Raw genomic sequence first — 13174 nt, forward strand, 5'->3', positions numbered from 1 at the left:
ACATCCGCTTTCTTTTGTTCCTATTCCACCTAAGCCCATCTTATGCTTTTCGGACTAATGGGTCGGTCAAACGCATGAATTCTTCTACATCCTCCATACAGGCATTGACCGCTTCCTCCCAAAAATCCCGGGTCTTTAAATCGACGCCTAAATGTTTCTCCGCCAAATCCTCGACCTTCATGGAACCGGTATCCTTTAATAGAGCGATATATTTTTCTTCGAATCCTTCAGGTTCTTTCAGGGCATTCGCGTATATGCCTAATGAGAATAAGTAACCGAATGTGTACGGAAAATTATAAAATGGTACACCTGTAATATAAAAATGGAGCTTTGAAGCCCAGAAAGTTGGATTATAATCACTTAAAGCATCGCCATAAGCTTCTTTTTGTGCATCGACCATCAGTTCATTCAACCGTTCGGCACTGACATATCCTTGCTTCCTCTCGTCATAAAACCTAGTTTCGAATAAGTAACGTGCGTGGATATTCATCAATAATGCCACGGAACGCTGAATTTTATCTTCTAAAAGCACCAGCTTTTCTTCCTCACTGGCTGCTTCCTTAACAGCTGCATCCGCTACGACCATTTCAGCAAAAGTGGAAGCGGTTTCCGCCACATTCATTGCATATGACCGATTCAATGGATGGATATCCCTCATCGCATAAGAATGGAATGCATGTCCCAATTCATGAGCCAATGTCGATACATTGGACGGTGTGCCCGAATACGTCATGAAAATTCTTGACTGCTTATTCAATGGAAAGCCGGTGCAAAAACCGCCTGGTCTCTTACCTGGTCTGTCCTCAGCTTCAATCCAGCTGTCTTCAAAAGCTTTTTGGGTGAAGTTCGCTAATTGAGAGCCGAATTTAGCGAATTGCTGGATGATGAAGTCTGCACCTTCTTGATAATCCATTACTTTGGATTCTGCCGTAGCAGCGAGCGGTGCATCCAAATCCGCCCAACTTAATTTATCCAAATCCAGTAACTCCGCTTTCCTTTTTAAAAATCTCACAAGCGGCTCTTTATGATCGGCAATTACATTCCACATGCTTTCGAGGGTTTCTTTTTTCATCCTTCCTATTTCAAGAGGCTCTTTCAAAATATCATCCCAGCCCCTTTTTTCATTCACACTGAGACGGAAGCCAGCCAAGTGGTTCAAAGTCCGGGCAAACAGGTCACTTTTTTCCTCCCAAGCCTGTTCCCACGCTGTAAATAATTCTTTCCGGGTCCTTTCATCAGGATCAGAAAATTTATTCGCCGCTTGGCCTACAGAAAGCTTTTCACCCTTATAAGGGATGGTCATTGAACCGACGATCGTATCATACATTTGGCTCCAACCTTCAAAACCGTCCATGGCCAATTGGGTGATTAATGATTCTTCCTTCACGGAAAGCTTTTCCTTTGCCTTTTCCCGACGTTCATTCAATACGAATTTAAATTCATTCAATGGTTCTTTTTCGAGGATTTTCATGAAAAATGCATCATCAAGCTGCATCAACTTTTCATCCAGCTTGCTTAACACCATTTTTAGTGAAGCGACTATCTTCATTTGTTTGATCCGCAGCTGACCGGCCTTCTTATCCTGCGCATTTTGAGCTTCCAGGCATCCAATGAAAGCACCTGCCTGCGAAGATTTCATATTTGTATTTTTAAAAAGATCAAATGCCTGGATTAAGCTGAATTCATCATTTCCTGCCGGATTGATATTGCTTACAAGCCTGTCTAATTCTTTTACCTCTTCGTTGAATTCATCTAAAAAAATCAGGAACTCCTTAGAAGAGCTTCCCCCTTTAAAAAAGATATCCAAATCCCATGTCATAGAATATCCCATACTAAATTGCCCCCTTTTTATCACTAACCCCATTATAGAGGTTCATTCAATATTTTTCTAATTAAAAGGAATTTTCAGTATTTTTCAGAACATTTTTCTATATCCCAGATTAAAAGCATGTTATGATGAATATAATCTTAGGAAAGGGGTGGTTGATTCATATGAAATTCTTTATTCACATGTCTGCCATCATCCTGCTCCTTTGGACACTGCCCATACAGTTCCACCATCATGCACAGCAGCTAACCATTGAAGAACATACCGATGTTCACCATTGGGATAAGGCCGACAAGAAACAGCCTTTCGTGCCGTCCTTTAGTTCATGGCAGTCACTTATCGTCATACTCATTTTTGAATTTACCATTTTGGGCTTTCTTTATTTTCCGTCGAATCTTCGACGGCGATATCTCAGTCCCGTTTTTTATCAGGCGAATTACGTAGCCTCACGCTCTGACATTTTATAAAAAATAAAATGGAGGAGTGATTCATATGTGGTTTCGACTAATTATGGTAGGGGTCTTTTCTTTAACCGCTTCACGTCTGTTCCTTTTTCAGGGAATCGAGATTTATCATGCATTTACAGATTTGATCAGAAATAAATATTAAAAAAAGAGTGCGGGGAATTTCCCCGCACTCTCTTTGTTTACCATTCCTATCCTTTAGCTTTCTTTTCCTTCTCTTTTTCTGCCCTGTAAAATTCATGGAACATCTTCATCAAAGCACGTTTTTCGATCCTTGATACATAACTGCGGGAAATGCCAAGCTCTTTAGCGATTTCCCTCTGGGTTTTCTCCTTTTTCAAATCCAGTCCAAACCTGCCTACGATGACTTCCTTTTCGCGTTCATCCAAAATATCAATATACTTTTTCACTTTTTCAATTTCCATATTGAGCTGAATCGTATCGATGACATCTTCCGATTCCGATTTCAGTACATCGATTAAACTGATTTCATTTCCTTCTTTATCCTGACCGATCGGATCATGCAGGGAAATATCTTTCTTTGTTTTCTTTGTCGCTCGTAAATGCATCAAGATCTCATTCTCAATGCATCGCGCCGCATATGTGGCCAGCTTCGTACCCTTCCCATCCGAATAACTCTCAATGGCCTTTATCAAACCAATTGTCCCAATCGAAATCAAATCCTCTGTATCTTCGCCCGTATTCTCGAATTTCTTGACGATATGGGCAACAAGCCTGAGATTATGCTCGATCAGGATGTTACGGGCATCACCGTCCCCCTCACTCATAAGCTTCAGATATTTCTTTTCATCCTGAGATGACAAGGGCTGGGGAAAAGCATTGTTTTTCACATAGGAAACGAATAAGTAAAATTCTTTGATAATATAACCGACAACTGTAAGTATTCCGGGCATTGGCTTCATCCCCCGTTTCTTTGGCTTCCCTATTCATACCTATGCAACAGTGGGCTTGTTCGTGCCTGTCCCGCTAAAAGAAATCACGAAAGTGTTAAATGTTCAAACCAGCCTGGATGAATTCCCAAACGAACGAAGGCAAATGTTCATATAATGATAGGGAAAATTTTAGGGAAAGGGGGGTTTTTCGATGGGATATAACTATGGACCATACGGATGCAGCTATGGTTATCCGGCTCCTGCGCCTTGTTATTCAGGGTCCGGTTACGGCTTTGGTTATGGCCTGTTTATTGTCCTCCTGATTTTATTGCTCATTTTCGGGTTTTGGTGGTTGCCGGGATGTGGATTTGGTTATGGAGGATCAGGTCCGTGCTGCTGATTCAGGCAAAGAAAAAAACTCGGCCATCAGGCCGAGTTTTCCCATTTTACCTATTCATATCTAACGTTGGCGTTCCGAGTTGATCAGCGTCATGACCATCTTGATCAACATCTCTTCAATTCATCACGTTTCCAATGCCATTTTCCGCTGTTCCTATACATACAAACCATCACAATGCTGTCCATGCGCCGGCAAATACGTTAGCCGGTATCCTTCTCCTGCCAATAGCAACGCTTCTCTCCTTTTACGTAAAACAAGTTCAACATATTAACCTCCACCTTTCTTTTATTTTTTTTGAACGGAATACCTACCTCATATGTTTTTAGAAAAAAGGACGATGCTTCAACGCTTTATCTAAATGTTCTTCTCGAATCTTGTGGATTCTCTCCTGTTGCAAACATTCCTCGGCAGTCATTTTTTTCATTTTAATCGTGATTGTGAAAAAAAGCATATTCAGTGTCATAATATCACCTCCTTTAAGGGAGCGGCCCAACAAAAAGGCATAAAAAGGCCGCAGAAAGTTACGTCCTCCTGCGGGCTTTTTTAGAGAATATAAAAAGACCGCAGGATAAAACACTTCTCCCTGCGGCCACTATGTCTGAATGATTAATAAAGCCAAATTGCTTTAGAAATATTCCGCTTGGCACAGGTCGAATGTTATGTGATTGTCATTTGAAACGGACCGGCTGATTGCGACGACTCCATGTAGATACAATGTCATTTTCTTCGACCTCCTTTGGAATATTTTTTATTACTTGGTAAGTATATCCACAAATCTGAAAATTGTAAACGGCTTTTGCCTACTTTTTTGAAAATTTCGATCTTTCTACCCATTTTCATGAGCTATTATTACCTAAAGGAGGTAAGTCGTATGATAAATCTGCCCCTTAATGGGCTACAACAATTGAAAAATAAAAAAACCTGATTCTTTATAAGAATCAGGTTTGCTTCTATTGTTGTAAAGTGTCCTGGTCATCCATTTCGGCCAAGATCTTCTTATATTTCTTTGATAATGAGAAAAATACTATGGATATGCCAAGGAACATGATTGTCGCTCCCATATAGACATATGTGTCAATCATCGCTTTGTCGCCAGTGGGAAGGATGGTTCCTATATAGAAGAACGAACCCACACATAACAAAGTGATCGCAAATTGTTTAAAATCGACCATTTTCGAACGCAGCATTGCCGCCGTTTGTTTTTTGCGGTTTTTCATGCCATTCCACCTTCTTTCAAGCTAATAAGATATCGATATCTCATTCTACCATATTTATTCCAAATGACAGGGTGTAAATAATGGCAGTCAGCTATGAATTACGGGTCCCTAAACGATTATCCTTGCAGCGCTTGTTCCAAGTCTTCCAATAAGTCTTCAACATCTTCCAGACCTACTGAAATACGAATCAACCCATCCGTTATCCCAAGTTCTGCACGACGCTCAGCCGGAATGGAAGCATGTGTCATCAAAGCCGGAATGGAAATCAAGCTCTCCACTGCCCCCAGACTTTCCGCAAGTGTAAAGTATCTCACTTTGTTCAAAACGGACTCGGCCTTTTCCGCACTGCCGACATCAAATGAAACCATACCGCCGAATCCACGCGATTGTTTTTTGGCAATATCATGATTTGGGTGGTTTTCAAGACCTGGGTAATAGATTTTCGAAACGCCTTCATGCCCGGATAGGAAACGAACGATTTGAGATGTGTTTTTTTCATGCTCTTCCATCCTGATTCCCAGCGTTTTAATGCCTCGCATCAGCAACCATGAATCCTGGGGCCCCAGCACGCCTCCTGTGGAGTTTTGGATGAAATGAAGGTCATTGCCAATCTTTTCATCATTCACCACGACAAGACCCGCTACAACATCGCTGTGTCCCCCCAGATACTTCGTTGCACTATGAAGCACGATATCGGCTCCAAGTGAAAGCGGATTTTGCCAGTAAGGCGTGCTGAAGGTATTGTCCACAATGGTGAGGATGCCGTTTTCTTTTGCTATTTTTGATACTTCTTCCAAATCGGTGATTTTCAATAATGGATTCGTCGGAGTTTCAATGAACAGTGCTTTCGTATTGTCCTTTATCTCTTTTTCGATCGAGTGTATGTCACTCGTATTGATGAACGTAGCTTCCACCCCAAAGCGGTTAAGCACTTTAGTGATGACCCGGAAAGAACCTCCATAAACATCATCTGTCATCAATACATGATCACCATGACTGAACAGCATCATAACCGCAGTCATCGCTGCCATTCCTGATCCGAAGGCGAAACCTCTTTTTCCTTCCTCGAGATCCTTGATCAATTCTTCGAGGGCATGGCGGGTCGGGTTGCCTGTACGGGAATATTCATAGCCCCGATGATTCCCCGGACCATCCTGTTTATAGGTGCTCACTTGATAAATCGGCACCGAAACCGCTCCTGTTTGTTCATCACCAAAAATGCCGCCATGGATCAATTGTGTTTTTTTTCTCATTTTACATTCCTCCCTGATAAATTTTTTTACTTAAGTAACGTTCACTTGAATCCGGGAATATGACGACAATATTCGCCCCCGGGGAAGCCTTGGCCGCTTCTTTCATGGCCGCTGCAAATGCCGCACCGGAAGAACTGCCGACAAGTAGGCCTTCTTTAATCGCCAATTCCTTCACCATATCGAAAGCGTCACGATCGCTTATCGTATGGATTGCGTCAAAATACGTTTCATCCATATAGGCGGGTAGAAATTCCATCCCGATCCCCTCTGTTTTATGGGGTCCGGCTTTTCCGCCGTTTAAAATCGATCCTTCTGGTTCGACAATGACCGTTTTGACAGCAGCGTTCTTTTCTTTCAAATATCGCGATGTTCCCATGAATGTCCCGCCCGTCCCGGCACCGGCAACAAACACATCCACATCGCCTTCCATCTGTTCCCATATTTCAGGTCCCAGCGTTTTATAATAGGCATCGGGATTGGAAGGGTTGGCGAACTGCTGGGGACAATATGATCCCGGAATTTCAGCCAGCAGCGCCTTAGCCTTGGCGATTGCTCCTGTCATCCCTTCCTCTGTCGGGGTTTGGATCACATTCGCTCCAAGGGCACGCATCAATTCCTGTTTCTCGGTACTGAATTTCTCCGGTACGCAAAAGATCACGTCCACCCCACTGTTTATCGCAGCCAACGCCAAGCCAATCCCAGTATTTCCGGCAGTCGGTTCGATGATCGTCCCGCCCTTTTTCACCTTCCCTGTCTGCAGCGCTTTGGCTAACAGTTCTTGACCAAGCCGATCCTTCACACTGCCTCCCGGATTGAAGTATTCCAGTTTGGCAAAGATACGGACTTCATCCGGAAGCGGGAAATGTGTGATTTCCATCATCGGCGTTTCCCCTATCAGCTCATGAATATTTTTAAAGACTTTCATATTCGGACATCCTTTCATAGTTATCCTACCAATTTAATAAGGATTATGCAATAAAGAATGATCAGCAGAAAAGCTTCCGCTGATCACTTACCATTCATTTCATTTTTTCAACCATTTTCAAAATCAGTGCCGCTGAATGAAGAGCCGCAGTTTCCAGGAATTTATCAAAGGAAATATTGGATTCCTTACCTGCGATATCCGAAAGGGAACGAATGATGACAAACGGTGTTTTGAATTGGAAGGCTACCTGTGCAATGGCTGCCGCTTCCATTTCCACCGCGTATAAATCAGAGAATTTCCCTCTGACGAATTCAACCCTGTCAGGATCATTCATGAAAGAATCCCCCGTCACGATCAACCCTTTCGCCACTTGTATATCCTCGATTTCTTTTGCTGCTTCTTCTGCGATTGCAAAAAGCTTTTCATCCGGTGTGAAAGCTGCAGGCAGCTGAGGTACTTGACCGTATTCATATCCAAAAATCGTCACATCGACATCATGGTGCCGCACTTCCGTGGATATGACCACATCCCCTACATTCAGATCTGGATGATAACCGCCGGCAGAGCCAGTATTGATGACCGCATCCGGTTTGAATTTTTCTAACAGGATTGCAGTGGACATTGCCGCATTCACTTTACCGATACCCGATTTAAGTAAAATGACCTCGATACCATTCAGTGTGCCTGTATTGAACTCGGAACCGGCAATGGTCACCTGCTCCAACCCTTCCAATTTATCACGTAAAATCGTAACTTCTTCTTCCATTGCTCCGATTATGGCTACCTTCATTAGTAAAAACCTCTTCCTATAATTTTTCCGCCTCCATGATCCAGACGAATTGATTGCAGCGCTCGAAGTTCACTTTATATCCATTTGCTTCAAGCACTTTTTCCAAAAAAGGAATCGTAGTATAATATTCCGTTTGCAAATCGTTCGCCAAATTATGAAAGCCTGCCTGCCTTGCATCTTGAATCGCTCGTTCATGAGCTTCCTTTGATTGATACATTGTATCAGCAAACACTATTTTACCACCAGTATTCAGTAACTTTCCATAGTTGGCTATCGCTTTTTCTTTTTCTTCATCGGTTAAATGATGAAACGCGTACGTACTCACAATCGAATCAACCTGTTCCGGCTTCGGAAAATCGATAAAATCACCATCTACAATTTCCGTTTTTCCGCTCAGCTTGCTTACCGCTATTTCCCTCATCGCAGGAGAAGGTTCTATTCCCGATACCTTTAGGCCCTTCTTCAAAAGTCTTTCCGTCAAATTCCCGGTACCCACCCCGAACTCCAGCACATGACCAAAAGCCCGATTGGTGACGCTGTCCAATATGCCATCATAATGTTTAAAAACCTCTTGATACTCAATATCGTGTCCACCAACCGTATCATCATACGATTTCGACCATTCTTCAAATAAATCGATAAATTCTCTGCCCATTTTTAATCACCTTTTATAATAAGATAATAAAACCTATAAGCATAATATGAAATAAACAGAGAAACAGTTCTTGTTTTTAGGCAAATTCATTAGGTTCAGATTCGGACAAAATGGTGTTAAACTAACAGTATCTGAATGTTGGAGGGGAATAGTCATGAGTTTTCAGCTCGACTTAAACTTATTCGAAGATAAAATAGAATTTTTCGAGGCAGAAAGCATCAAGAATCTTGAAGAAAAAATCCAATCCCAAATTGAAATCAATAAAGCGATCATGCTTCAGGTGGAATCCGTGTCACACCAAATGTATGTAAGTGAAGAAGGCAGACGTTTTTATAGTGCAGTCGTCCACTTTAAAGCTAAAAAATGATCACCATGAAAAACCCCCGAAAAGAGGAATACCTTTCGGGGGTTTTTCGTTTATACATTTTTTCTGAACATTATCTTTTATCGTTTGTCTTCAGCTCTTCGACTTTTACAGGTTTCCAACCTGATCCGTCCACCCATTCAATATAAACCCGGAACGTTTTAGGGTTGTCTCCTTCAGAAACCGTACCGATTGCCGTGGTCGACGAACCGCCGTTTTGCAGCCACCATAGCTTCATGCTGCCTTCATCGATTCCAGCTCCGCTTGCTATCGCTTTACTCATTTCATTCCAATCGACCGAGCCCTTTTCGAAGCTCGTAGTGTGCTCCCCGGATTGCTCCGTTCCTACAGGTTTCCAACTCTCACTTGTATATGTAGACGCAACATTGCCATCGCCGCTGCCTTCCACTTCCACAAGTTGGGCATCTCCTGCTTTTTCTGAATCTGCATCATCTTCAGCCTTCTCTTCTGCATCTTCCTCTGTTGCTTTACTATCTTCTTTTTCGGCATCCTCTTCTGTTGCTTCACTATCACCTACTGCGTCTTCCTTCTCTGAATCCGTTTCTTCGTCTTTGCCAGCAGGTTTGTCCACTACTTTCCCCTTTTCTGTCTCGGCGACTTGCTTTGGTTCAGTCGTGGCTTTTTTTGTTTCGGTGCCATCATCACTTAAGAAAATCGAGACTGCGACAATGACGATTAAAATGGAAACGATGGTGATTGCAATATTATATATTTTATTTACTTTTCTTTTTTGATCTCTCTGATTGAAACGTGAGCCCAAGGTCCATTCCTCCCCTTACCATTTCTTACTGCCTCATTTTAACATGATTTAGCCAGAGATAGAAGGGAAGGGTTTCCTACACTTTTCGTCAATTCTCGCTATTGTCCTGGTCCTTCGAGTACAGGACTTTTACAATATCTGAAAAAAGAGGCGTCATGCTGGAACTGTTTTCCTTCGTTTCAAAACTTACGGTAACAAGAGCATATTTGGGATCTTTATATGGAAAGTAGCCTGCAAACCATTTATTGAGCTCCCCTTTTTCGATATTGGTTTGAGCTGTCCCGGACTTGCCGGCGACCTCCACAGGCAAATCTCTCAAGGAAGCGCCCGTCCCTTTCTCTTCCGTTACGACCTTCCTAAGAAGATGCTGCATCTTCATCGCTGTATATGGAGACAGTTTCTCGCCGCCAATGCTTTGATTGGGAAAATCGACTACGGTCGTACTATTGTTAAATTCGACCTTGGAAACGGCTTTGACCTGTTCCTTCTTGCCGCCGCGGGCAATCGTTGCCATCATATTCGCGATCGCGAGCGGCGTCGTTTGGACATCCTGCTGGCCAATTGCCGTTTTGGCAACCATTTTGGGATCTTTTTTTAAATCGTCATCATGCCAGACCTTTCCTGTTTGCTCATGATGCAGCTGAGTGACTTCCGTGTGATATACGTCCCCTTGCCAGCCCGTTTCACCAACCAGCCCTAACATTTTTGCATATTTGTCCAAAAAGTCCGGATCCTTCTCCGCTATTTCCTGTGACAATTCGGCAAACGTCCTATTACAGCTTTGAGCAAAGCTATTTTCAAAATTAAGTACGCCCAGTTCCCTCTGTTTATCCGTTTTGCCGTCTATCGTCAAATTACAATTAAATGTCCTGGTGGGACTGGCCGCTTCATAATCGATGGCCGCTGCTGCCGTGACCGTTTTAAAGACGGAACCCGGCGTTTTTTGAGTCAGCATCATATTGACGGCCCCTTCGCCATTTGGATCTTTTATATTAAGCGCCGGACGTGATACCATGGCGACGATTTCACTTTTTTCGATATCGATCAGGACGAGACCGCCTTTTTTTATCCCGCGTTCATCGACGAGCTTCTCCGCTTTCTCCTGAATTTCTTTATCGATCGTCGTCATGACCTTCACCGGGTAAAGCGGATTTGCTGGTTCTACATATTTAACATCGACACCGAACATCGGTCCTCCGCTGGCGTCCACGTGAAAAACGAGCTTCGATTCCCCAGCGGAAAGCAAGAACTCATCGAAGGTCCTTTGCAGTCCCGTATTGCCTATTTTCGTTTCAGGAGATAAATTCATGTCCGGATAACGTTTTTTCTTTTCCGCATCAGATATATTCGTCGTTCCGATCAATTGTGCTGCAGGCATTCGATCATGATATAATTTCTCATTCACGGCAAAGACCCCGGGAATCTTCAATTCATTGATCGCCTTCGACTGGCTGGACGTCAACTCTATCGGTTTATCCCCGCCAAATACGAATGGTTCATCCGCTTCTTCTATCGCCCTTTTTAACTCCGCTTCCGATTTCCCTATTATCGAGGCCACTTCATCTATGGGCCATGTCATTTTTTTTAGAAAGGGAAAAAGGACGAGCGTCGGGATTTCTTCATGTGCCAGCGGTTCTCCATTTCTGTCATAGAACTTTCCGCGTCCATCATCAATCTTTAATATTTGTGAACGCTGATTCACGCTTGCTTCCAACAGGTTCACATCATGCTTTGAAAAAGATTCTGTCGATACAAGTTGGATGTAGGCAAGCCTGCCTATGAGCATCAGCATGAAAGTGGTCAAAAAAAGTGCCAGCAACCTCATTCGTTTCTTTTTCATAAAATACACCTCGATAACCATTGTTGACGAGGTGCGAATTTTTAAACAATTATGAACAAATTTAACGCAGCACTTTTCCATAAGGCTCTTTTCGTAAAGATTGTTGTTTTTAAACGAAACTATTTAAGGTTGATTGGAGGAAGTGCGAGACTCCTGCGGGAGCAGCGGGACAGGTGAGACCCCACAGGTGTTTACGCCGAGGAGGCTCACCGCCCGCACCAAGGAAAGCGAGCATCTTGAGGGGAAATCAACCACAACTCACTACTGGTAAATAGCAACAAAGTATGTGAAAACAGCCTTACATAAAAAAAGGATGCCCCGAAGGACATCCCTTTTGCATTTTATTTAGTCGATGGATACAATCTTGACGCTCATTTCGCCGCCAGGTGTCATGATCGATACCTTGTCACCGACCCTTTTCCCTATCAGGCTTTTCGCGATCGGGGAATCATTGGAGATTTTTCCTTCGAATGGGTCCGCTTCAACGCTTCCTACGATGGAATATGTTTCTTCGTCACCATTTGGAAGTTCCACGAAGGTGACCGATTTTCCAAGTGAAACTGTATCTGTATTCGAATCATTGCCTTCAATGATTTTTGCATTGCGGATCATGTTTTCGATCGTTGTAATACGTCCTTCAACGAAAGCCTGCTCTTCTTTTGCAGAATCGTATTCTGAGTTCTCGGAAAGGTCCCCAAAACTGCGGGCGATTTTGATTCTTTCCACCACTTCTTTACGTTTAACCGTTTTTAACTGTTCCAGTTCCTGTTCAAGCTTTAACTTACCTTCTTTAGTCATTGGATATTCTTTTTCAATTGCCAAAACCCTTCACTCCTTCAAATTCTTTACAGCAAGCATTCGCTGTGACAAGTTTATGTACTATATCGTGCTTAACCCTAAATCGAGTCAAAAATATATAATTGCGCGACTTAAAAAGTCGCGCTTCGATACTAAGAAACAATCCGTTCCTTAGTATATAAACCGACTGCGGTGAGCAGCCGGTTCGTTCTGTATCAAGAATAGAGTATTGCGTTTTCCAACATTTGTCCAGTCTTTCCCATTAAATAAATGGGATTTTTAAATAAACGGAGGAAAATGGCACCTATCATTATTTATGCTATGTTATTACAAAAAAGACTTTTGTTCAAGGATTGTTTGAATTTTTGTCACCATAAGGTCAATCGCCACATGGTTTTGGCCGCCTTCTGGTATGATGATGTCGGCATAACGCTTCGTCGGTTCTATGAACTGATTATGCATCGGACGGACGACACTGATGTATTGTTCGATGACGGAATCTATGGAACGGCCGCGTTCTTTAATATCACGGGTCATCCGGCGAAGGATCCGCAGGTCTGCGTCCGTATCGACATATAGCTTCATATCCATCAGGTCTCGCAGGCGCTCATCCTCCAGTACAAGAATCCCTTCAAGGATGATGACATCCTGTGGCTCAACTGTGATGACTTCTTCCGAGCGCGTATGGATCGAATAATCATAAACCGGTTTTTCTATCGTTTCATAGCGCAGCAATGCGTTAATGTGATCGATTAACAAATCATTATCAAATGCAAGCGGATGATCATAGTTCGTTTTCAGGCGCTCTTCAAAAGGCAGATGACTTTGATCTTTATAATAATAATCTTGTTCGATCATCAAGATGGAATGTCCTTGGAAGAATTCAAAAATGGAACGGGTAACACTTGTTTTACCTGATCCCGACCCTCCGGTAACTCCGATGACCACTGGTTTCTTTCTTGTCAT

The 13174-nt window shown here is 42.8% G+C and carries 15 protein-coding genes; 3 read left to right on the top strand and 12 right to left on the bottom strand.

The genetic code is table 11. The features are described 5' to 3' along the window. Positions 1–40 precede the first annotated feature (40 nt). Positions 41–1831: a M3 family oligoendopeptidase gene (locus tag OTG27_RS14760; protein ID WP_268937293.1), complete on the bottom strand. Its 1791-nt coding sequence runs from the start codon at positions 1829–1831 to the stop codon at positions 41–43. Between the two features lie 152 nt (positions 1832–1983). Between OTG27_RS14760 and OTG27_RS14765 the strand changes: the two genes are divergently transcribed. Then, positions 1984–2295, top strand: coding sequence for a hypothetical protein (locus OTG27_RS14765; protein WP_268563518.1), 312 nt, complete (start codon positions 1984–1986; stop codon positions 2293–2295). Between the two features lie 188 nt (positions 2296–2483). On the opposite strand, the gene sigK is transcribed toward OTG27_RS14765, so the two are convergent. After that, positions 2484–3206: an RNA polymerase sporulation sigma factor SigK gene (sigK, locus tag OTG27_RS14770; RefSeq protein ID WP_034308596.1), complete on the bottom strand. Its 723-nt coding sequence runs from the start codon at positions 3204–3206 to the stop codon at positions 2484–2486. Positions 3207–3396: 190 nt separating this feature from the next. On the opposite strand from sigK, the gene OTG27_RS14775 reads away from it, so the two are divergent. After that, a complete protein-coding gene (locus OTG27_RS14775) occupies positions 3397–3585 on the top strand; it encodes a hypothetical protein (protein WP_057278866.1) in 189 nt (62 codons plus the stop codon). Positions 3586–3907: 322 nt separating this feature from the next. Here OTG27_RS14775 and OTG27_RS14780 read toward each other — a convergent pair whose 3' ends face one another. From OTG27_RS14780 to OTG27_RS14805, 6 genes are all read right to left on the bottom strand, one after another. After that, positions 3908–4048, bottom strand: coding sequence for a YrzI family small protein (locus tag OTG27_RS14780; RefSeq protein ID WP_076365157.1), 141 nt, complete (start codon positions 4046–4048; stop codon positions 3908–3910). 487 nt (positions 4049–4535) lie between these two features. Next, entirely contained in the window at positions 4536–4802 is a 267-nt protein-coding gene (locus tag OTG27_RS14785) for a YrhC family protein (protein ID WP_034308601.1), read from the bottom strand. A gap of 116 nt (positions 4803–4918) precedes the next feature. Next, the gene (locus OTG27_RS14790; protein ID WP_034308604.1) at positions 4919–6055 is read right to left on the bottom strand and encodes a bifunctional cystathionine gamma-lyase/homocysteine desulfhydrase; all 1137 of its coding nucleotides are present in this window, start codon (positions 6053–6055) and stop codon (positions 4919–4921) included. Position 6056: 1 nt separating this feature from the next. Further along, positions 6057–6980: a PLP-dependent cysteine synthase family protein gene (locus OTG27_RS14795; RefSeq protein WP_098936162.1), complete on the bottom strand. Its 924-nt coding sequence runs from the start codon at positions 6978–6980 to the stop codon at positions 6057–6059. Positions 6981–7074: 94 nt separating this feature from the next. Next, entirely contained in the window at positions 7075–7770 is a 696-nt protein-coding gene (gene mtnN, locus OTG27_RS14800; protein ID WP_034308609.1) for a 5'-methylthioadenosine/S-adenosylhomocysteine nucleosidase, read from the bottom strand. Positions 7771–7786: 16 nt separating this feature from the next. Continuing rightward, complete coding sequence (locus tag OTG27_RS14805; protein ID WP_034308611.1) at positions 7787–8425, bottom strand: class I SAM-dependent DNA methyltransferase; 639 nt, start codon at positions 8423–8425, stop codon at positions 7787–7789. Between the two features lie 154 nt (positions 8426–8579). Here OTG27_RS14805 and OTG27_RS14810 point away from each other — a divergent pair, with 154 nt between their 5' ends. Beyond that, positions 8580–8792 (top strand): DUF2536 family protein, encoded by a 213-nt coding sequence (locus OTG27_RS14810; protein WP_048682770.1) that lies wholly within the window; start codon positions 8580–8582, stop codon positions 8790–8792. A gap of 70 nt (positions 8793–8862) precedes the next feature. Here OTG27_RS14810 and OTG27_RS14815 read toward each other — a convergent pair whose 3' ends face one another. From OTG27_RS14815 to udk, 4 genes are all read right to left on the bottom strand, one after another. Beyond that, positions 8863–9570 carry a YrrS family protein gene (locus OTG27_RS14815; RefSeq protein ID WP_268937294.1) on the bottom strand — a complete coding sequence of 236 codons (708 nt, stop codon included), beginning with the start codon at positions 9568–9570 and terminating at the stop codon, positions 8863–8865. An 88-nt stretch (positions 9571–9658) separates the two neighbouring features. Further along, positions 9659–11410: a peptidoglycan D,D-transpeptidase FtsI family protein gene (locus OTG27_RS14820; protein ID WP_268937295.1), complete on the bottom strand. Its 1752-nt coding sequence runs from the start codon at positions 11408–11410 to the stop codon at positions 9659–9661. 345 nt (positions 11411–11755) lie between these two features. Further along, the gene (gene greA / locus OTG27_RS14825; RefSeq protein ID WP_034308617.1) at positions 11756–12232 is read right to left on the bottom strand and encodes a transcription elongation factor GreA; all 477 of its coding nucleotides are present in this window, start codon (positions 12230–12232) and stop codon (positions 11756–11758) included. Between the two features lie 303 nt (positions 12233–12535). Then, positions 12536–13174, bottom strand: coding sequence for a uridine kinase (gene udk, locus OTG27_RS14830; protein ID WP_034308619.1), 639 nt, complete (start codon positions 13172–13174; stop codon positions 12536–12538).

Origin of the sequence: Peribacillus sp. AS_2, from assembly GCF_026891895.1 — a bacterium.
Taxonomy (GTDB): domain Bacteria; phylum Bacillota; class Bacilli; order Bacillales; family DSM-1321; genus Peribacillus; species Peribacillus frigoritolerans.

Bases quoted from the DNA above. Each gene is read 5' to 3' on its own strand.
- OTG27_RS14760 (WP_268937293.1), bottom strand. From the start codon at position 1,831: ATGGGATATTCTATGACATGGGATTTGGATATCTTTTTTAAAGGGGGA.
- sigK (WP_034308596.1), bottom strand. From the start codon at position 3,206: ATGCCCGGAATACTTACAGTTGTCGGTTATATTATCAAAGAATTTTAC.
- OTG27_RS14775 (WP_057278866.1), top strand. From the start codon at position 3,397: ATGGGATATAACTATGGACCATACGGATGCAGCTATGGTTATCCGGCT.
- OTG27_RS14780 (WP_076365157.1), bottom strand. From the start codon at position 4,048: ATGACACTGAATATGCTTTTTTTCACAATCACGATTAAAATGAAAAAA.
- OTG27_RS14785 (WP_034308601.1), bottom strand. From the start codon at position 4,802: ATGAAAAACCGCAAAAAACAAACGGCGGCAATGCTGCGTTCGAAAATG.
- OTG27_RS14790 (WP_034308604.1), bottom strand. From the start codon at position 6,055: ATGAGAAAAAAAACACAATTGATCCATGGCGGCATTTTTGGTGATGAA.
- OTG27_RS14795 (WP_098936162.1), bottom strand. From the start codon at position 6,980: ATGAAAGTCTTTAAAAATATTCATGAGCTGATAGGGGAAACGCCGATG.
- mtnN (WP_034308609.1), bottom strand. From the start codon at position 7,770: ATGAAGGTAGCCATAATCGGAGCAATGGAAGAAGAAGTTACGATTTTA.
- OTG27_RS14805 (WP_034308611.1), bottom strand. From the start codon at position 8,425: ATGGGCAGAGAATTTATCGATTTATTTGAAGAATGGTCGAAATCGTAT.
- OTG27_RS14810 (WP_048682770.1), top strand. From the start codon at position 8,580: ATGAGTTTTCAGCTCGACTTAAACTTATTCGAAGATAAAATAGAATTT.
- OTG27_RS14820 (WP_268937295.1), bottom strand. From the start codon at position 11,410: ATGAAAAAGAAACGAATGAGGTTGCTGGCACTTTTTTTGACCACTTTC.
- udk (WP_034308619.1), bottom strand. From the start codon at position 13,174: ATGACAAGAAAGAAACCAGTGGTCATCGGAGTTACCGGAGGGTCGGGA.